Source organism: Marinobacterium sp. MBR-109 (genome assembly GCF_040547565.1).
Classification (GTDB): domain Bacteria; phylum Pseudomonadota; class Gammaproteobacteria; order Pseudomonadales; family Balneatricaceae; genus Marinobacterium.
Genome location: NZ_JBEPPZ010000008.1, coordinates 40739 through 59925 on the forward strand (window position 1 = coordinate 40739; position 19187 = coordinate 59925).

Consider the following 19187-nt stretch of genomic DNA (forward strand, 5'->3'; position numbering starts at 1 on the left):
TGGTGTTCACCCGCTTGAGTGTAGTCCATCTGATCCATGCCCGCTTTGGTGCTGTCTCGACGTGGCAGCCGTTACCTGAAGGTAAACTCTCCGGCCTCCACATCCACCGCGATCTCGCGACCGGGCTCGTACTCGCCGGCCAGCAAGCGCTGCGCCAGCGGGTTTTCTATCCACTGCTGGATCGCCCGCTTCAGCGGACGGGCGCCGTAGATCGGCTCGAAGCCCACGTCCACCAGCTTGTCCATGGCGGTGCTGGTGAAGGTGATGCTCAGCTCGCGCTCGGCCAGGCGCTTGCGCAGGCGGTCCAGCTGGATTTCGGCGATGCCGGCCACCTGTTCCTTGCGCAGGCTGTGGAATACCACCACCTCGTCGATGCGGTTGATCACTTCGGGACGGAAATGGTTACCCACAGACTCCATTACCGCCTGTTTCATCAGGTTGTAGTCATCGTCATCGCTGTAGTTCTGGATCAGGTCGGACCCCAGGTTGGAAGTCATCACCACGATGGTGTTGCGGAAGTCCACGGTGCGACCCTGTCCATCGGTCAGGCGGCCGTCTTCCAGCACCTGCAGCAGGATGTTGAACACATCGGGATGTGCCTTTTCCACCTCGTCCAGCAGCAGCACCGAGTAGGGCTTGCGGCGCACCGCTTCGGTCAGGTAGCCACCCTCTTCGTAACCGACATAGCCCGGAGGTGCACCGATCAGGCGTGCGACGGAGTGTTTCTCCATGAACTCGGACATGTCGATGCGCACCATCGCCTCTTCGGTATCGAACAGGAAGCTGGCCAGCGCCTTGCACAGTTCGGTCTTGCCCACCCCGGTCGGGCCGAGGAACAGGAAAGAACCGTTGGGGCGGTTGGGGTCGGACAGGCCTGCGCGGGAACGGCGCACGGCGTTGGACACGGCCACCACCGCTTCGCTCTGGCCGACCACGCGCTGGTGCAGCGCATCTTCCATGCGCAGCAGTTTTTCGCGCTCGCCTTCCAGCATCTTGCTGACCGGGATGCCGGTCCAGCGGGCGACCACTTCGGCCACTTCCTCTTCGGTTACCTTGTTGCGCAGCAGCTTGTGCTCTTCCGCCTGTTGCTCAGTGCTGTCGGCGGCCTGCAGCTGTTTTTCCAGCTCGGGAATGCGGCCGTACTGCAGCTCGGACATCTTGGCCAGGTCACCGGCGCGGCGTGCCTGTTCCATCTCGACACGGGCCTGATCGAGCTGTTCCTTGATCTGCTGCGAACCCTGCAGGCTAGCCTTTTCGGCCTTCCATACCTCGTCGAAGTCGGAGTACTCTTTTTCCAGCTTGCCGATGTTGTGCTCAAGCTCTTCCAGACGCTTGCGCGAGGCCTCGTCCTTCTCTTTCTTCAGCGCTTCGCGTTCCATTTTCAGCTGGATCAGGCGACGGTCGAGACGGTCCATCTCTTCCGGCTTGGAGTCCATCTCCATGCGGATGCGCGAGGCGGCCTCGTCGATCAGGTCGATCGCCTTGTCCGGCAGCTGACGGTCGGTGATGTAGCGCTGGCTCAGCTTGGCGGCAGCGATAATCGCGGAGTCGGTGATGTCGACACTGTGGTGGATCTCGTAACGCTCTTTCAGGCCACGCAGGATGGCGATGGTGTCCTCCTCGGACGGCTCATCGACGATCACTTTCTGGAAGCGACGCTCCAGCGCGGCGTCTTTCTCCACGTACTGGCGATACTCGTCCAGCGTGGTGGCGCCAACACAGTGCAGCTCGCCACGCGCCAGCGCGGGCTTGAGCATGTTGCCCGCATCCATGGCGCCTTCGCCCTTGCCGGCACCGACCATGGTATGCAGCTCGTCGATGAACAGGATGATCTGACCTTCCTGTTTCGACAGCTCGTTGAGTACCGCCTTCAGGCGTTCCTCGAACTCGCCACGGAACTTGGCACCGGCAATCAGCGAGCCCATATCCAGTGACAGCACCTTCTTGCGCTTGAGGCCTTCGGGCACTTCACCGTTGACGATGCGCTGCGCCAGCCCTTCGACGATGGCGGTCTTGCCCACACCGGGCTCACCGATCAGCACCGGGTTGTTCTTGGTGCGGCGCTGCAGGACCTGAATGGTACGGCGAATCTCATCGTCACGGCCGATGACCGGGTCCAGCTTGCCGGCTTCGGCACGCTCGGTCAGGTCGATGCAGTACTTGTCCAGTGCCTGACGGGTCTCTTCCGCGTTGGGATCGTTCACGCTGTCGCCTCCGCGCATGTTGTTGATGGCGTTTTCCAGTGACTGACGGTTCACGCCGCACTCTTTCAGTACCTTGCCGGCATCGCCCTTGTCGTCCAGCATCGCCAGCAGTACCAGCTCGCTGGCGATGTACTGGTCGCCGCGCTGCTGCGCCAGCTTGTCGGTCAGGTTGAACAGGCGCGCCATATTCTGGGACAGGCGGATCTCGCCATCGGGGCTGCTCACCACTGGCAGGCGGTCCAGCGCTTCGCCCACCCTGGCGGTCAGGGTCATCCGGTCGGCACCGGCCTGACGCAGCAGCGGCGCCACCGAGCCGTTCTGCTGCTGCAAAAAGGCAGCCAGCAGGTGGATCGGCTCCATCATGTTGTGGTCCTTGCCGATCGCCAGTGACTGGGCGTCGGACAGGGCTTCCTGAAGTCGTGAGGTAAATTTGTCGGGTCGCATGAGGTCTCCTGTGGATCTCTCGGTGCCGCTGGTCCGACATCTAAGGGTCAGACGGTTCGGCGTTTCTGTTACCCATATAAATAGGGGCCACCGGGGGCGGCTTCAAGCTCGGGCCGCAATTAAATTAGTTAAACCTTATACAGCGGTAAACTTTCTTAATTCTGTAATAGCACACTGCTACAACATCCACCTGCATCCCGGTAACCCAATACAGGACAGGTGACATGAATCATATTGAGCATTTTGATCCCGAAGATCATCCGGAACTGGAACAGACCGATTTTGACCGCATGACGGCGAAAGGCATCAGCCGCCGTAACTTCCTGCGCGGTGGCGCGGCGGCTATGGGCCTGTTCCTGGCCGCCAGCCCGCTGGCCCAGGCCGTAGCGGCGGCCACCCGCCCGGCACCCAGCACGCTGATGGGGTTCAAGGCGGTACCGGCCAGCACCGCCGACACATTTATGGTGCCGGAAGGCTATGTGGCCAAGCCGCTGATCGCCTGGGGCGACCCCATTCTCAAGGGTGCTCCGGCGTTTGATGAGTCCGGCACCCAGAATGCGGCCGCGCAGGCTGGCCAGTTCGGCGACAACACGGATGGCATGAGCCTGTTCCCGCTGGCAGACGACCGCGCCGTGCTGGCGGTCAACAACGAGTACACCAACTACGAGTACCTGTTCGCCCATCAGGGCAAGCAGGCATTGACCGCCGATGAGGTGAAGAAGTCCCAGGCGGCACATGGCGTGTCCATCTTCGAGGTCCGCCGCAACGCCAAGGGCGAGTGGCAGGTGAACCGCGACTCCGACTACAACCGCCGCATCACCGCCTACACGCCGATGGAGCTGACCGGCCCGGCCGCCGGTCACACTCTGATGCAGACGGCAGCCGATCCCAAGGGCACGCGTGCGCTGGGTACGGTGAACAACTGTGCCAACGGCCAGACTCCCTGGGGCACCTACCTGACCTGCGAAGAAAACTTCCACAAGTACTTTGCGTCTGCCCAGGATGAGGTCAAGCTGCCCAAACGCGACCAGCGTTACGGTCTGAAAGCGGGCAACCGTGATTACCAGTGGTACCGCCATGATGAACGTTTCGATCTGGCCAAACACCCGCACGAGCCGAACCGTTTCGGCTGGGTGGTCGAAATTGATCCAATGGACCCGACCGCCACGCCGAAGAAGCGCACCGCACTGGGCCGCTTCAAGCATGAGAATGCGGCCCTGACCATCGACCCGTCCGGCCATGTGGTGGTCTATCTGGGTGATGACGAGCGCGGCGAGCATCTGTACAAGTTCGTATCCAAAGGCAAGTACAACCCGAACAATCAGCAGGCCAACCGTGATCTGCTGGAAGAGGGCACCCTGTACGTGGCACGCTTCTCCTCCAATGACGGAGAGATCAAGGGCCAGGGCGAGTGGGTCGAACTGACTTATGGCAAGAACGGCCTGACCGCCGAGAACGGCTTTGCCGATCAGGCAGAAGTGATGATCTTTGCCCGTGAAGCGGCCACTCAGGTGGGCGCGACCACCATGGACCGCCCGGAGTGGGTAGCTGTTCACCCGGACAACAAGGCAGTGTTCTGCACCCTGACCAACAACAAGAACCGCGGCACGGATGGCCAGCCGGTGGGCGGTCCCAACCCGCGTGCCAAGAACAACTACGGCCAGATCGTGCGCTGGTGGCCGCATCAGGGCAGCCATGTGGACAGCCGCTTTGACTGGGACCTGTTCGCCATCGCCGGCAACCCGACCGTGGCAGAAGGCCTGTACGCCGGCAGCGACAATATCAATGCCGACAACCTGTTCAACAGCCCGGATGGACTGGATTTCGATCGCAGTGGCCGCCTCTGGATTCAGACCGACGGCAAGTACAGCAACGAGGGCGAGTTTGCCGGCATGGGCAACAACCAGATGCTCTGTGCCGATCCGCAGACCGGAGAGATTCGCCGCTTCGCCACCGGCCCCATCGCCTGCGAGATCACCGGCCTGGCGTTCTCACCGGATCAGCGCACGGTATTCATTGGTGTGCAGCACCCGGGCGAAGAGCTGGCACCGTCCCACTTCCCGGGCGGTGGCAACAGCAAGCCGCGTTCCACCATTATGGTGGTACAGCGTGAAGATGGCGGCATCATCGGCGCCTGATCAGGCCTCGATGTGACCGAGAAGGGCTGGCCGACAGGGTCAGCCTTTTTTTTCGATCCAGATCAGGCTGGCCATACGACCGGTTACGCCATCGCGGCGATAGGAGAAGAACAGATCCTGCTGGGTGAAGGTGCAGTACTCGCCGCCACTGATCGCGGCGACACCGGCCCGGTGCAGTCGCTGCCATGCCAGCTGGTAAAGATCCGCCAGCCAACGGTCGGGGTGCAGTGGTGAGGGGACGAATGCCTGCTCGGCAGTGGGCACCTGTTCACAGAAGGCGGCCCGCACCTCAGGTCCGACTTCAAATGCCAGTGGCCCGATGGCCGGCCCCAGCCAGGCCTGAACCCGCTCGGGTGCCTCAAAGCAGTCCAGCGTGGCTTCGAGCACACCGTTCAGCAGCCCGCGCCAGCCGGCATGGGCAGCAGCAACCCGCTGGCCGGCTGGATCGGCAAACAGCACCGGCAGGCAGTCTGCCGTCAGCACTGCACACGCCACGCCGGGGGTCGAGCTCCAACAGGCATCGGCCTCCCGAACCCGGCCATCGGCCTGCGCCTCAACCACCTCGATGCCGTGTACCTGCGACAGCCATTGGGGCTTGATGCTACCGAGCGCCTGCTGCAGCTGCCAGCGGTTGGCGGCCACCGCCTCCGGCTGATCACCCACATGGTCACCCAGATTGAGCGATGCCCAGGGTGACTGGCTCAGCCCCCCGATGCGGGTGGTGACACATGCACCGATGGTGTCAGACAGAGGCCAGTCCGGCCGGATCAGTTTCATAGCTCGTAATCGTATTCCTGTGCATCCCGTTTCAAAACGGTCAAAAGATGCTGCATGTCTTCAGGCAGATCGATTTCCCAGGACATCAGCTCGCCACTGGCCGGATGATAAAGCTCCAGCTTTTTGGCATGCAGCGCCTGACGATGGAACGCTTTCAAGGCACGCTGCATGGCGCCACTGGCACCCTTGGGCATGCGAAAGCGACCACCGTAAAGCGGATCGCCCACCAGTGGGTAGTTGATATGAGCCATGTGAACACGGATCTGGTGGGTGCGCCCGGTTTCCAGCTTGAGCCGGATGTGCGTGTGCGCACGAAACTTTTCAAGTACTCGATAGTGAGTGATCGCTTCCTTCCCAACCCCTACAACTGCCATCTTCTGGCGATTTTTGGAGTGGCGACCCATCGGCTCCTCGACGCAGCCCCCGCCTGTCATGACACCATTGACAACCGCTTCGTATTCCCGTCCCATGCTCCGTTCCTGCAGCTGGACCACGATATCGGTCTGGGCGGCAATCGTCTTGGCCACGACCATCAGGCCTGTGGTTTCCTTATCCAGCCGGTGCACAATGCCGGCACGCGGCACCTGCGCAATATCCGGGCAGTGGTGCAGCAGGGCATTCATCAGCGTACCACTGGCATGACCGGCGCCGGGATGGACTACCAGCCCGGCAGGCTTGTTGATCACCATGATCGATTCATCTTCATAGATGATGTCGAGGGGGATCACCTGTGCCTCGTGATGTTCGATGCGCTGCAGCTCGGTTTTCACCTCGATCCGCTCGCCACCATTAAGCTTGTCACGGGGTCGGAGCACCTTGCCGTCAACGGTCAGAGTCCCCTCCTTGATCCAGCCCTGCAGGCGGGAACGGGAATAATCCGGGAACAGCTGCGCGACCGCCTGATCCAGTCGCATTCCGAACATTTCGGTCGGTACCTGTGCTTCTAACTCTAACTGTTCTGACATCAATATGATTCTTAATCGGCGGATGTTTTGGCATGGGCTCCGGTTATGTTTAAATAGGCCGGAAACTATCTGGCCAGTATAACCGAATCCGGCCAGTCACGCCGAATTCGGCTCCCAGCATCAGGAATGATCAACATGCGACCCTTGAAAATCTTGGCTACTCTGGCGCTCTTCAGCCTGCTCTCCGCCTGCTCATGGTTCGGAGGCGACAAGGTGGCACCGGATGTACCGGAGCAGCAGCTCTATGACGAGGCGCTCAGCGCTCTGGAAGCCGACAATTACAGCCTGGCGGTTGAGAAGCTGCAGCTGCTGGAAGCCCGCTATCCGTTCGGCCGTTACTCGGAGCAGGCTCAGCTGGAGTTGATCTACGCCTACTTCCGCAACTACGAGCCTGAATCGGCCCGTGCAGCTGCCGACCGTTTCGTTCGTCTGCACCCGAACCACGACAACATCGACTACGCCTACTACCTCAAGGGCCTGACCGCATTCGAGGAAGACCGCTCCTTCTTCGAAAAGTACCTGCCGATCGATGTGAGCCAGCGTGATCCCGGTGCCGCTCTTGAGTCTTTCGAGAGCTTCTCGACCCTGCTCAACCGCTACCCGCAGAGCGAGTATGCTCCGGATGCGCAAAAGCGCATGCAGTACCTGAAAAATCGTCTGGCGACCTATGAGATCCATGTGGCGTCCTACTACATGCGCCGTCAGGCCTGGGTTGCCGCTGCCAACCGTGGCCGCTATGTAGTCGAGAACCTGCAGGAAACCCCGGCCGTTCCCGATGCGCTGGCGATCATGGCCGAGGCCTATACCGAGCTGAACATGCATGATCTGGCCAAAAATGCACTGGAAGTGCTGCAGCTGAACTACCCGGAGTATCAGATCCGTCCGTTCAAGCAGGACAGCGCGACCCTGCTGCAGGCCGCCAGCTTTGGTCTGCTCGGTGGTGCCGAGCCGGCTGAACCGGCCCGCCCCACTCCGGCCGCGGATCGCCTGCGGGCCGAGGCTCAGGAACGTGCCGACGCTGAAGAGCAAGCCAACAAGCGCTCGCTGTTCAGCCGCATGACCTTTGGTGTATTTGATGATGAGGACACAGCCGAGTAAGCCGAAACTTCATCCTTCCGTACGTAAAAAGGCCAGCAAATTGCTGGCCTTTTTGTTGCAGCGACAACCGGGATCAGATTCCGGCCTTCCAGCCCGAGGTAATCGGATAGCGCCGGTCGCGGCCAAAGCCGCGCTGGGTTACGCGTGGCCCGATCGGCGCCTGGCGGCGCTTGTATTCGTTGATATCGACCAAACGCAGCACCCGATTTACATCCTCTGTGGCAAAACCCTCATCGATGATCGCCTGCGCGGAATAATCGCGTTCGACATAGAGCTCCAGAATGCGGTCCAGCACATCATAGTCCGGCAGGCTGTCCTGATCGGTCTGATCCGGTGCCAGCTCCGCCGATGGCGGACGATCGATGACTCGCTGCGGAATCACCGGCGACAGCGTATTGCGATAGCGCGACAGGCGGTACACCAGTGTCTTGGGGATATCCTTGAGCACATCAAAGCCACCGGCCATATCGCCGTACAGGGTGGAGTAGCCCACGGCCATTTCACTCTTGTTACCGGTGGTCAGCACCAGATAGCCTTTCTTGTTGGAGATCGCCATCAACAGAACACCCCGACAGCGGGCCTGCAGGTTCTCTTCGGTGGTATCCGGGTTCAGACCCTCGAACTGAGGCGCCAGCTGCTGCATGAAGCTGTCATACAGCGGCTCGATGGAGATCACATCGTATTGAATGCCCAGTGCCCGCGCTTCGGCTTCGGCATCCTCAATGCTCATGGAGGAGGTATAGCGGAACGGCATCATCACGGCTTCAACCCGATCTGCGCCCAGCGCATCCACCGCCACCGCCACTGTCAGGGCCGAGTCGATGCCACCCGACAACCCCAGCACCACGCCGCGAAAGCCGTTCTTGTTCACATAGTCACGCACGCCCTGCACCAGCACCTGATACACCAGTGCATCGCTGCTCGGCTCGGTCACGCCAGCCTGCTCCGGTTTCAGCACGGCCGTGGCCGGGTCAAAACTGCAGCTGTACAACGCCTCCTCGCAATGCACGCCCTGAAACAGAATATCGCCCTGTGCCGAGGCCAGCATGGAGCCGCCATCGAACACCAGCTCGTCCTGACCGCCGGTCAGGTTCAGATACACCAGTGGACAACCCAGCTGTTGCGCACGCTGATTCAGTACATCACGGCGCTGTGCCGGCTTGCCGATATGGAAAGGGGATGCGTTGAGGCTCAGCACCAGCTCTGCACCCGCGGCCTTCAGCTGCTCAACCGGTCCGGTGTGCCAGATGTCTTCACAGATGCTGAGGCCGATCCTGACCCCTTTATGCTCGAACAGCCCGACTTCATGACCTGACGCAAAGTAGCGCTTCTCGTCGAACACCTGAAAGTTGGGCAGACACTGCTTGGCATATTCATGCACCAGCTCACCGTCACGGATCACACCGGCCATGTTGTACAGCGCACCCTCGCGGTAGCGTGGGTAGCCCAGCACCAGCGTAATACCCGATACGGCGGCAAGAATGCGCTGCAGCGCCTCCTGCACGCGCAGCTCAAGGCTTGGGCGCAGCAGCAGGTCTTCAGGCGGATAGCCGGTCAGAGCAAGTTCGGGGAAAAGCACGAGATCAGCGTTCAGTTCATCTCGTGCCTTGAGAGCCGTATCGATGATACGGCTCGTGTTGCCGGGGATATCTCCCACCAGCAGATTCAGCTGGGCCATGACGACCCGGATCGGTGTGCTCATCTCTCTCCTGCGACTGCTCAGAGTGCCTGTAAACGTCCAGCAGGAGAGTATGCCTCAGGATTGATGACGGGTGAACGCTCAAGCAGCAGATCGGACAACAGGCGCGTGGACGCCGGTGCCAGAACCAGTCCGTTGCGGTAATGCCCGGTATTCAGGTGCAGCCCCTTCCAGCCGGGCACGGCGCCGATGAACGGGATACCGTCAGGAGAGCCTGGACGCAGGCCGGCCCAGTGATGCTCAACTTCATACTCGGCCAGTTCGGGCACGATGCGGGTGGCGGTATCAAACAGGGAGCGGCTGGCCTCTTCCGTGGTCTGCTTGTCAAAGCCCACATGCTCCAGTGTGCTGCCCACCAGGACGCGGCCATCGTTGCGCGGAATGACATAACGTCCTTCCAGCATCACCACACGATTGACCAGCCCAACCGGGGCTCTGAACACCATCATCTGCCCGCGCACCGGCTCGACCGGCAGCTTCAGCCCCAGTGATGCCAGCAGCTCCCTGCTCCAGGCCCCACCGGCCAGAATTACCTCGTCAGCCTGATGCTGGCCACGAGCCGTTTTCACGCCGGTTACTCGCTCACCGAAGGTGGTGAAGCCCACAATCTCGGTATCTTCATACAGGGTGATATTGGGGTGCTTCTGTACGCTTTCGCGCAATGCGCGACCAAGGCGCGGGTTGCGGATACTGGCGACTTCCGGCATCCAGATGCCAGACTCGAAACCAGCCGCCAGATTGGGTTCGGTTTCGTAAATGAAGGGCGCTTCGACACGGGTCAGGGGGCGGTGATAGCGCCGAGCCCAGTCCAGTGCACGCTGTTCTTCATCCGGGTCCACATTGACCATCAGCATCCCTTTCTGGCGCAGCTCGGGATCGCAGCCGGTCTCGGAGTGGAGATCCTCGGCCAGATGCACGTAGCTGCTTTGCGACCAGAGCGCCAACGCCGTCACTTCATCGCTGTAACGCCAGGGGTACAGCGGCGACACAATGCCGCCCCCCGCCCAGGACGCTTCACGGGCACACTGGCCGCGTTCAATCAGTTTTACCTTGGCACCCGCCTGCGCCAGCAGACGGGCAGTCATCAGGCCAATAACACCGGCACCGGCTATCAGAAAATCGGACATGGAACGACGCTCCCTTGTTACGTCTTATGATCAGGCCCCCTTCCGGTGGAACCCGCTTCGTTTCAGGGGTTGATCACTTCAGTACGCACTCGGCCCAGCAATGAGACCACCACTCGGTGCTCGACGGCCGTGCCGGAGGTCTGCAGGGCAAACGTGCCATTGGAGCCTCCAAGCGCCGTTCCGTCAGGTTGATAGATCAGAGAATCACCCCGATTCCAGATTATGTTCACAGCAGTGTGAAAGTTTGCAACGTAAAACACTGTTTCGTCTGCGCCAACCCTGCGGTCCTGATCCAGATCAACAAACAGCAGGGCCCCTTGCCACTGACGCTGGCCGATGCGGCCCGTACCGGCGCATTGAGTACCATCCAGCGTGCGACAGACTGTTACCCTGCGATTGCGCGTGAGTGCTTCCGAGCGGGCACTGGCCAGCAGCGAGCGAATTTCGGTTTGGGTCGAACCGAGCCGACTGGACGCCAGCAGGGAGTGAAAGCTGCCGGGGCCGATTGCAACCAGAATGCCCAGTATGGCGATAGCCAACAGGCATTCGACCAGCGTAAGCCCCTGCTGAGTAACCGGGGCAGTATAGGTACGATCATCCATGATCCTGTCTCTTGCTGTGCGTGCACGTTAAGGCCCTCTCGTCCTGAGTCGGGCCTTAACAGACTGAACAGCAACGCAGCGGGTGTCAAGCGGCCTCGACCGTCTCCACCTGCACTTCGAATATCAGTGTCTTGCCGGCCAGCGGGTGGTTGAAGTCCACCGTGACCTTGTCATCGTTGAATTCGGTGACCATACCCGGCAACTCCCCGCCCGGCTCCTGAAACGATACGACCAGACCCGGTTCCAGCTCCATATCCTTGAACTGGCTGCGCGGCAGTATCTGGATATTGGAGGGGTTGTGCATGCCAAAACCACGCTCGGGCGCGATGGTCAATTCGGCGTATTCGCCGGCCCTGAGGCCAAGCATCGCCTGCTCAAACCCTTCCGGGATATTGCCGTCGCCGAAGGTGAAGCTGGCGGGCTGAGCATCGAAATTGCTGTCGATGATCTGTCCGTCCTGCAGTTTGATTGCAAAATGCAGACTGACCCGAGTACCGGGACCGATTGCAACGTCTGTCATTTCTGTTCCTCAACAGTTGTGTCGTTACGGCTGAACAGCATGTCAACCAGCAGTGCGAGTGTGCCCAGCGTGATGGCCGTATCAGCGATATTAAAGGCCGGGAAGTAATAGCCTTCCCAATGCAGCGAGATGAAATCCACCACATGACCATGCACTGTACGGTCATAAAGGTTGCCCAGAGCACCGCCCAGCACCAGTGCCAGCCCCACGCCCAGCAGGCGATGTGACCGGGGGGTACGGTGCATCCAGTGCAGCAGGAAGGCACTCATGCCCAGAGCGATGGCCACGAACAGCCAGCGCTGCCAGCCACCGGCACCGGCCAGAAAGCTGAACGCGGCACCGGTGTTATAGAGCAGCGTCAGATCAAACACCGGCAGCAGCGGCACCGGGCTGGCATAGGTCAGCAGGCTGTCAGCCAGATACTTGCTGCCCAGATCAAGCACAATCACCAGCAGGCTGAGCCAGAGCCAGCGCAGTGCACTGCCCCCTGTTTTGAGAGTCTTGGTCATCAGGCAAAGTGGCGGGTTTCGCCCTCACCTTCAACGTTGCTGACGCAGCGACCACACAGCTCATCGTGACCGGCATGGCTGCCCACATCTTCACGGTGGTGCCAGCAGCGGCCGCACTTGGCATGGCCAGAGGCCGCCACGGCAACCTTAAGGCCGTCCACATCCGTGGCACGGGCATCACCGGCTTCGCTCAGCGGCTTCAGCGTGGCCTCGGAGGTGATCAGGACAAAGCGCAGTTCATCTCCCAGACGCTCCAGATCAGCCCGCAGACTGTCATCCACGTACAGGGTCGCTTCTGCCGCCAGCGAGGCTTTCACCAGTTTCTCGTTACGGGCATCTTCCAGGCACTTGTTGACGGCGTCTTTCACCGCCATCACCCGCTGCCAGAACTCGCGCCCAAAGGGGTCGTCGTCAGACAGCTCGAACAGCTCTTCGTACCAGGTGGTCAGCAGAACCGAATCCTTGTGTTCGCCCGGCAGCACTTCATAGATCTCTTCAGCGGTGAAACTGAGGATCGGCGCGATCCAGCGCACCAGCGCCTGCGCGATGTGGAACAGGGCGGTCTGACAGGAACGGCGCGCCAGCGAGTCCGGCTGCGTGGTGTACTGACGGTCCTTGATGATATCAAGGTAGAAGCCACCCAGTTCCTGTACGCAGAAGTGGTGCACCTGCTGGTACACATCGAGGAAACGGTAGCTGTCATAGGCCGCGATCACCTTCTGCTGAAGGCGAGCGGCGGCATCAACCGCCCAGCGGTCCAGCGCCAGCATGTCGGCGGGGTCGACGCTGTGGGTGGCCGGGTCGAAACCGTTCAGGTTGGCCAGCAGGAAGCGGGCGGTGTTACGGATACGACGATAGGAGTCGGCGGTGCGCTGCAGGATCTGCTTGGATACAGCCATCTCGCCGGAGTAATCCGTAGAGGCGACCCAGAGGCGCAGGATATCGGCACCGAGGGTATCGGTGACTTCCTGTGGCGCGATCACGTTGCCGAGCGACTTGGACATTTTGTAGCCCTTTTCGTCGACGGTAAAACCGTGGGTCAGCACCTGCTTGTAGGGGGCGCAGCCGTTGATGGCGATGGAGGTTTTCAGCGATGACTGGAACCAGCCACGGTGCTGGTCGGAGCCTTCAAGATAGAGGTCAGCCGGGAAGCTCAGGCCTTCACGCTCACGCAATACGGCATGATGGGTCACACCGGAGTCGAACCAGACATCCAGGGTGTCAGTGACCTTGTCATAGTCAGCCGCTTCATCGCCCAGCAGTTCGGTCGCATCCAGCTCAAACCAGGCATCGATGCCGCCCTGTTCGATCTTCTGCGCCACCTGCTCGATCAGCTCGGCGGTGCGTGGGTGCAGCTCGCCGGTCTGCTTGTGGGTAAACACGGTGATCGGCACACCCCAGGTACGCTGGCGCGAGACACACCAGTCCGGGCTCTGCTCGACCATGGATTCAATGCGGTTCTGGCCCCACTCGGGGAACCACTGTACGCCCTTGATCGCATCCAGTGCCTGGCTCTTCAGCTGCTTCGCCTCCATGGAGACAAACCACTGCGGCGTGGCACGGTAGATCAGCGGCGTTTTGGTGCGCCAGCAGTGCGGGTAGCTGTGCTGGAAACGCTTCAAGTGCACCAGAGTACCTTCGCGTTCCAGCGCCTCGCACACCGGGCCATCCGCCTTGTAGACGTGAACACCGGCAAATTCGCCAGCCGCGTCGGTATAGGTACCGTCGGCCTGTACCAGATTCAGCGTACCCAGACCGTAGGCCTGGCCGACGACAAAGTCTTCCATGCCGTGATCCGGCGCGGTGTGTACGGCACCGGTACCGGCATCGGTGGTGACGTGATCACCCAGGATCACCGGTACCTGACGGTCATAGATCGGATGCTTGAGTTGCAGCAGTTCCAGCGCCGCGCCGTTGCAGGTCGCCAGCACCTCGAACTTGTCCACACCCCAGCGCGCCATGATGTCATCCACCATCTCGGCGGCCAGCACCATGCGATCCACACCCTGCTCGGTATGGGCTTCTACCAGTGCATAGTCCAGCGTGCCGTTGATCGACACCGCCTGGTTGGCGGGGATGGTCCAGGGCGTGGTGGTCCAGATCACCAGGGATACCGGCGCCTCACCGGCAGCGGCGCCGAACAGTGCCAGCACCTTGGCCTGATCGATGAAGGTGAAACGTACATCGATGGCGGTCGAGGTTTTGTCCTGATATTCCACTTCGGCTTCGGCCAGTGCGGACTGACCGACCACGCTCCAGTAGACCGGCTTGTAGCCCTTTACCAGATGGCCGTTCTCGATGATCTTGCCCAGCGCACGCACGATGTTGGCTTCGGTGTCGAAGTTCATCGTCAGGTAAGGGTTGTCCCAATCGCCCAGCACGCCCAGACGGATAAAGTCAGCCTTCTGCCCGGCAACCTGCTCGGCGGCGTAGTCACGACACTTCTGGCGGAATTCACGGTAGGGCACCTTGTCACCGGCCTTGCCGATCAGGGTTTCGACCTTGTGCTCGATCGGCAGACCGTGACAGTCCCAGCCCGGCACGTAGGGAGCGTCAAAGCCGCTCAGGGTCCTGGACTTGATGATCATGTCCTTGATCACCTTGTTGACCGCGTGACCGATGTGGATGTTGCCGTTGGCGTAGGGAGGGCCATCATGCAGGATAAACGTCTTGCGCCCCTTACCCTCTTCACGCAGCTGACGATACAGGTCGATCTCATCCCAGCGCGCCAGTCGAGCCGGCTCGCGCTGCGGCAGGTTACCACGCATCGGGAACGCCGTTTCCGGCAGGTTCAGTGTCGCTTTGTAATCGGTCATAACAGGTCGCTTCCAGTGGTAAGGTCAGTCCCGGTCTGCTGCGCAAACCAGGCCCGGACATGTTCAATATCGGCTTCTATCTGAGCCTTGAGTGCATCCAGGCCATCGAAGGCCTGTTCGGGGCGAACAAAGTGCAGAAATTCCACCCGCATCAGGTGGCCGTACAGTTCCGCGCCCCTGTAGTCGAGCAGATGGGCTTCCAGCACCGGCTGGCGGCCATGCACCGTGGGCCGCATGCCGATGTTGCAGATCGCCGGCAGGCAGTGACCATCAAAATATGCCCGTGCTGCAAATACCCCTCGCAGCGGACAGGGGTAGCGGTGCATGCGTACATTCGCGGTTGGCACACCCAGCTGCCGCCCCAGCTTCTGGCCATGCATCACTCGGCCGGTGACCGAGTAACGCCAGCCCAGCAGTTGCTCGGCCAGCTCAAAATCATTCCGCATCAGCGCATTGCGAACACGCGTGCTGCTGACACGCTCGCCCAGCAACGTGAAGGTGTGTGTGCCCTCAACCGTGAAACCGTGACGCTCGCCGGCTTCGCACAGCATGTGATAGTCACCGCGGCGGTCGCAACCAAAACGGAAGTCATCCCCCACCACAAAATGCTCCACCGCCAGCCCCTGCAGCAGCAGCTCATCTATGAAGGCTTCCGCCGACATCTGCCGCAGGCGCGCATTGAAGCTGAGGCAGACCACCCGGTCCACACCCTCGGCCGCCAGCAGGCGTACCTTTTCATCAAAACGGGTCAGGCGGGGCGGTACGCTGTCGCCACCAAAGAATTCACGTGGCTGCGGCTCGAAAATGATAACGACACTCGGCAGCCCAAGCGCTGCCGCCTTTGCCTTGACCTGCGCCAGCACCTTGCGATGGCCCAGATGGACACCATCGAAGTTGCCAATTGTCGCCACGCAGCCACGGTGGCGGTCACGCAGATTGTGTAAGCCTCGTATCAGTTCCATGCAGTTGCCGAGCCAGCGCCAGAATTTCGGACTGCGAAGTATATCGTACTCTGAACCCGGCGAGTACCGCTCAGAAAGTGTTCAACCCCGCAGATGGCGCAACCTGAGGCCGGTCGCCAGCAGCACCAGCAGATAGGAACCGGCCCCGGCAAGCACCAGCAGCGTCATCCACTGCACTCTCAGCCAGACACCGGCTTCGAGCCAGTTCCCGGCCAGCCAATTCAGGATCAGCAACAGCACCGCCACCAGCGTGATGGAAGCACTGATCAGCCGGAACAGCGTCATGCCCCAGCCCGGTTGCCAGCGGAACACACCCTCCTTGATCAGACCATGCAGCAGCCAGCCCGCATTCATGAACGCGGAGATCGATGTCGCCAGCGCCAGACCCACATGGTCGAGCGGCCAGATCAGAATCAGGTTGAGTATCATATTGGCAGCCATCGCCTTCACGGCGATCTTGACCGGGGTGCGGGTGTTCTGACGGGCAAAATAGCCCGGTGCCAGCACCTTGATCAACATGAACGCCAGCAGACCAAACGCATAGGCGCGCAGGCTCATGGCGGCCATCATCACATCCCGATCGGTCATTTCACCGTAATGGAACAGGGTTGCGATCAGCGGCTCGGCCAGCACCGCCAGCGCCAACGCTGCCGGCAAACCGATCAGCAGGATCATGCGGATCGCCCAGTCAAGGGTCTGAGCAAAGCGCTCCGGACTCTTTTCGGCATGAATGCGGGACAGGCTGGGCAGAATCACGGTGGCGATGGCGATGCCGAACACACCCAGCGGCAGCTCCGACAGGCGGTCGGAGTAGTACAGCCAGGACACACTGCCGGTCTGCAGGAAGGAGGCCAGCACGGTATCGAGCAGCAGATTGATCTGCGCCACGGAAACACCGAACAGGGCCGGCAGCATCAGTTTCAGAATTCGGCGCACCCCCTCATCCCTGAAGTCGGCCCGCGGCATCGGCAGCAGCCGCAGCCGCGCCAGGAACGGCAACTGGAACAGCAGCTGCACACCGCCCGCCATCAGCACCCCCCAGGCCAGCGCCATGATCGGTGTTTCCAGCCAGGGACTGAGCCAGACAGCCGAGCCAATCAGGCACAGATTCAGCAGCACCGGGGTAAAGGCCGGTATGGCAAAGCGTTCATAGCTGTTGAGGATCGCACCGCAAAAGGCGGTCAGAGAGATCAGCAGCAGATAGGGAAAGGTGATCCTGAGCATGTCGGCGGCAAGATCGAACTTTTCACCGCCCGCCATGTAAAAGCCCGGCGCAAACACGGCAGCCAGCACAGGCGCTCCGATCACCGCGATCACCGTGACCAGTACCAGCACCGATCCCAGCGCCCCGGCAACACGATCCACCAGCTGCTTGACGGCTGCCAGGTCTCGCTGGCTGCGATACTCGGACAGCACCGGCACAAAGGCCTGGGAAAACGCGCCCTCGGCAAACAGACGGCGCAGAAAGTTGGGGATCTTGAATGCGACAAAGAAGGCATCGGCGCTGCCACTGGCGCCAAAATAGTTGGCAATGACCACATCGCGCACCAGGCCCAGCACTCGCGACAGCATGGTCATGATGCCCACAACGCCACTGGAGCGCAGCAGCCCGACACCGTCCCGTTTCGCCTTTTCTGTCACACCGACCCCTTTACTGAAATGCAAAAAATGTGCGCCGATCATAGCCCCCTTTGCCAAACAGACAAAGTGGATTCAAGACGACGTGTGTAAAGGTTGACATCGACCGGCCGGACATGAATAATGTCGCGTCTAATTTTCGGCACTCGCATCGTCGTAATCTGATCAACCCAATTATCAAAGGAGCCGGACCGTGGCTAATTCCGCAGGATCCAAAAAACGCGCTCGCCAGGCGGAGAAGCGTCGTCAACACAACGCTAGCCTGCGCTCCATGGCGCGCACGTACATGAAAAAAGTAATCGCTGCCATCGACGGCGGTGACAAGGCTGCTGCTGAAGCAGCGTTCAAGGTCGCTCAGCCGATCATGGACAGCTCTGTAACCAAAGGCATCTTCCACAAGAACAAGATCGCCCGTACCAAGAGCCGCCTGACCGCTCGCATCAAGGCAATGGCATAAGTCATTACCTTGTCAGCACAAAAAAACCGGCAATTGCCGGTTTTTTTGTACCTGTCCTTCAGCTGACGCAAACATCCCGCGAAATGCCGACCTCAGGCCAGCACCAGATTATCGCGGTGCACCAACTCCTCTTCACCCATAAAACCCAGCAATGACTCGATTTCACGACTTGGCCGCCCGATGATTCGACGCGCATCCTCCACGCCGTAATTTGCCAGACCGCGCGCAACAACACGCCCCTGTTCATCCATCATCATCACCATCTCGCCACGCGAGAAATCACCACTGACCGAGCGCACACCGGCAGGCAGCAGACTTTTGCCCCGCTCCGCCAGTGCCACCACCGCACCCGCATCCAGCACCAGCGTACCGCGCGCCTGCAGGTGCCCGGCAATCCACTGCTTGCGTGCCGCCATCGGCTCTCGCTCAGGCAGCAGCAGGGTACCGATCAACTCACCGCGGTGGAGCCGCAGCAGCACATCCGGCTCGCGCCCACTGGCAATCAGCGTCAGCGCACCGGAGCGCGCTGCCAGCTTGGCAGCCCGCACCTTGGTCGCCATGCCTCCGCGCCCAAGCCGACCGCCATCACCAGCCATGGCGACCAGCCGCTCATCCTCCGCCATCGCTTCACCGATCAGCTCGGCATCAGGATTGCTGCGCGGATCGGCGGTATACAGCCCCTGCTGATCAGTGAGCAGCACCAGCACATCCGCCTCAACCGCATTGGCCACCAGCGCCCCCAGCGTATCGTTGTCACCGAAGCGAATCTCGCTGGTGACAACGGTATCGTTTTCGTTCACCACCGCAACCACACCCAGCTCGATCAGGGTGCGCAGTGTGGAGCGGGCATTGAGATAGCGCTTGCGATTGGACAGGTCATCATGGGTCAGCAGGATCTGGGCCGTGTGCATGCCATGACGACGGAAGTTGGTTTCATAAGCCTGCACCAGCCCCATCTGACCGACGGCTGCCGCCGCCTGAAGGCGGTAGATTTCGCGCGGACGCCCAGCCCAGCCCAGCCGCGTCATCCCCTCCGCCACCGAGCCGGAAGACACCAGCACCACCTCGACACCACTGCGCGTCAGCTCAACCAGCTGATCGACCCAGTGCGCAATGGCGACCTGATCCAGCCCCTGACCATCATTGGTCAGCAGCGCACTGCCAATTTTGACCACCCAGCGCCCGGGCTGGGTCAGACCATCACGTCCCGCTGTCACCTTATACCTTCTCC

General features: G+C 60.8%; 15 protein-coding genes. 3 read left to right on the forward strand and 12 right to left on the reverse strand.

The window, feature by feature from the left end; translation table 11 throughout:
• Positions 1–71: 71 nt before the first annotated feature.
• Positions 72–2648 (reverse strand): ATP-dependent chaperone ClpB, encoded by a 2577-nt coding sequence (clpB, locus tag ABIE60_RS11325; RefSeq protein WP_354469517.1) that lies wholly within the window; start codon positions 2646–2648, stop codon positions 72–74.
• A gap of 224 nt (positions 2649–2872) precedes the next feature.
• On the opposite strand from clpB, the gene ABIE60_RS11330 reads away from it, so the two are divergent.
• Positions 2873–4786 carry a PhoX family protein gene (locus ABIE60_RS11330; RefSeq protein ID WP_354469518.1) on the forward strand — a complete coding sequence of 638 codons (1914 nt, stop codon included), beginning with the start codon at positions 2873–2875 and terminating at the stop codon, positions 4784–4786.
• A gap of 39 nt (positions 4787–4825) precedes the next feature.
• Here ABIE60_RS11330 and pgeF read toward each other — a convergent pair whose 3' ends face one another.
• The gene (gene pgeF / locus ABIE60_RS11335) at positions 4826–5563 is read right to left on the reverse strand and encodes a peptidoglycan editing factor PgeF (RefSeq protein WP_354469519.1); all 738 of its coding nucleotides are present in this window, start codon (positions 5561–5563) and stop codon (positions 4826–4828) included.
• Positions 5560–6528, reverse strand: coding sequence for a 23S rRNA pseudouridine(1911/1915/1917) synthase RluD (gene rluD, locus ABIE60_RS11340; protein ID WP_354469520.1), 969 nt, complete (start codon positions 6526–6528; stop codon positions 5560–5562). Before rluD ends, pgeF begins: the two co-directional genes overlap by 4 nt.
• 135 nt (positions 6529–6663) lie before the next feature.
• Here rluD and ABIE60_RS11345 point away from each other — a divergent pair, with 135 nt between their 5' ends.
• On the forward strand, positions 6664–7626 hold the full coding sequence (locus ABIE60_RS11345; RefSeq protein ID WP_354469521.1) for an outer membrane protein assembly factor BamD: 963 nt from the start codon (positions 6664–6666) through the stop codon (positions 7624–7626).
• Positions 7627–7699: 73 nt separating this feature from the next.
• On the opposite strand, the gene ABIE60_RS11350 is transcribed toward ABIE60_RS11345, so the two are convergent.
• The 8 genes from ABIE60_RS11350 to murJ all read right to left on the reverse strand — a co-directional run bounded on the left by ABIE60_RS11350 (position 7700) and on the right by murJ (position 17439).
• Entirely contained in the window at positions 7700–9328 is a 1629-nt protein-coding gene (locus ABIE60_RS11350) for an NAD+ synthase (RefSeq protein WP_354469522.1), read from the reverse strand.
• A 17-nt stretch (positions 9329–9345) separates the two neighbouring features.
• The gene (gene thiO, locus ABIE60_RS11355; protein WP_354469523.1) at positions 9346–10452 is read right to left on the reverse strand and encodes a glycine oxidase ThiO; all 1107 of its coding nucleotides are present in this window, start codon (positions 10450–10452) and stop codon (positions 9346–9348) included.
• A gap of 62 nt (positions 10453–10514) precedes the next feature.
• Positions 10515–11054, reverse strand: a complete 540-nt coding sequence (locus tag ABIE60_RS11360; protein ID WP_354469524.1) for a GspH/FimT family pseudopilin — start codon at positions 11052–11054, stop codon at positions 10515–10517.
• 85 nt (positions 11055–11139) lie between these two features.
• On the reverse strand, positions 11140–11574 hold the full coding sequence (locus ABIE60_RS11365) for an FKBP-type peptidyl-prolyl cis-trans isomerase (protein WP_354469525.1): 435 nt from the start codon (positions 11572–11574) through the stop codon (positions 11140–11142).
• Positions 11571–12083, reverse strand: coding sequence for a signal peptidase II (gene lspA / locus ABIE60_RS11370; RefSeq protein WP_354469526.1), 513 nt, complete (start codon positions 12081–12083; stop codon positions 11571–11573). Before lspA ends, ABIE60_RS11365 begins: the two co-directional genes overlap by 4 nt.
• On the reverse strand, positions 12083–14899 hold the full coding sequence (gene ileS, locus ABIE60_RS11375) for an isoleucine--tRNA ligase (RefSeq protein ID WP_354469527.1): 2817 nt from the start codon (positions 14897–14899) through the stop codon (positions 12083–12085). The genes lspA and ileS overlap by 1 nt, the downstream gene beginning before the upstream one ends.
• Entirely contained in the window at positions 14896–15861 is a 966-nt protein-coding gene (gene ribF, locus ABIE60_RS11380; protein WP_354469528.1) for a bifunctional riboflavin kinase/FAD synthetase, read from the reverse strand. Before ribF ends, ileS begins: the two co-directional genes overlap by 4 nt.
• 81 nt (positions 15862–15942) lie before the next feature.
• On the reverse strand, positions 15943–17439 hold the full coding sequence (murJ, locus tag ABIE60_RS11385; RefSeq protein ID WP_502914958.1) for a murein biosynthesis integral membrane protein MurJ: 1497 nt from the start codon (positions 17437–17439) through the stop codon (positions 15943–15945).
• Between the two features lie 253 nt (positions 17440–17692).
• Between murJ and rpsT the strand changes: the two genes are divergently transcribed.
• Positions 17693–17956, forward strand: coding sequence for a 30S ribosomal protein S20 (gene rpsT / locus ABIE60_RS11390; protein ID WP_091826457.1), 264 nt, complete (start codon positions 17693–17695; stop codon positions 17954–17956).
• Between the two features lie 92 nt (positions 17957–18048).
• On the opposite strand, the gene proB is transcribed toward rpsT, so the two are convergent.
• The gene (gene proB, locus ABIE60_RS11395) at positions 18049–19173 is read right to left on the reverse strand and encodes a glutamate 5-kinase (protein ID WP_354469530.1); all 1125 of its coding nucleotides are present in this window, start codon (positions 19171–19173) and stop codon (positions 18049–18051) included.
• Between the last annotated feature and the right edge of the window lie 14 nt (positions 19174–19187).

Bases quoted from the DNA above. Each gene is read 5' to 3' on its own strand.
- clpB (WP_354469517.1), bottom strand. From the start codon at position 2,648: ATGCGACCCGACAAATTTACCTCACGACTTCAGGAAGCCCTGTCCGAC.
- ABIE60_RS11330 (WP_354469518.1), top strand. From the start codon at position 2,873: ATGAATCATATTGAGCATTTTGATCCCGAAGATCATCCGGAACTGGAA.
- pgeF (WP_354469519.1), bottom strand. From the start codon at position 5,563: ATGAAACTGATCCGGCCGGACTGGCCTCTGTCTGACACCATCGGTGCA.
- rluD (WP_354469520.1), bottom strand. From the start codon at position 6,528: ATGTCAGAACAGTTAGAGTTAGAAGCACAGGTACCGACCGAAATGTTC.
- ABIE60_RS11345 (WP_354469521.1), top strand. From the start codon at position 6,664: ATGCGACCCTTGAAAATCTTGGCTACTCTGGCGCTCTTCAGCCTGCTC.
- ABIE60_RS11350 (WP_354469522.1), bottom strand. From the start codon at position 9,328: ATGAGCACACCGATCCGGGTCGTCATGGCCCAGCTGAATCTGCTGGTG.
- thiO (WP_354469523.1), bottom strand. From the start codon at position 10,452: ATGTCCGATTTTCTGATAGCCGGTGCCGGTGTTATTGGCCTGATGACT.
- ABIE60_RS11360 (WP_354469524.1), bottom strand. From the start codon at position 11,054: ATGGATGATCGTACCTATACTGCCCCGGTTACTCAGCAGGGGCTTACG.
- ABIE60_RS11365 (WP_354469525.1), bottom strand. From the start codon at position 11,574: ATGACAGACGTTGCAATCGGTCCCGGTACTCGGGTCAGTCTGCATTTT.
- lspA (WP_354469526.1), bottom strand. From the start codon at position 12,083: ATGACCAAGACTCTCAAAACAGGGGGCAGTGCACTGCGCTGGCTCTGG.
- ileS (WP_354469527.1), bottom strand. From the start codon at position 14,899: ATGACCGATTACAAAGCGACACTGAACCTGCCGGAAACGGCGTTCCCG.
- ribF (WP_354469528.1), bottom strand. From the start codon at position 15,861: ATGGAACTGATACGAGGCTTACACAATCTGCGTGACCGCCACCGTGGC.
- murJ (WP_502914958.1), bottom strand. From the start codon at position 17,439: ATGACCATGCTGTCGCGAGTGCTGGGCCTGGTGCGCGATGTGGTCATT.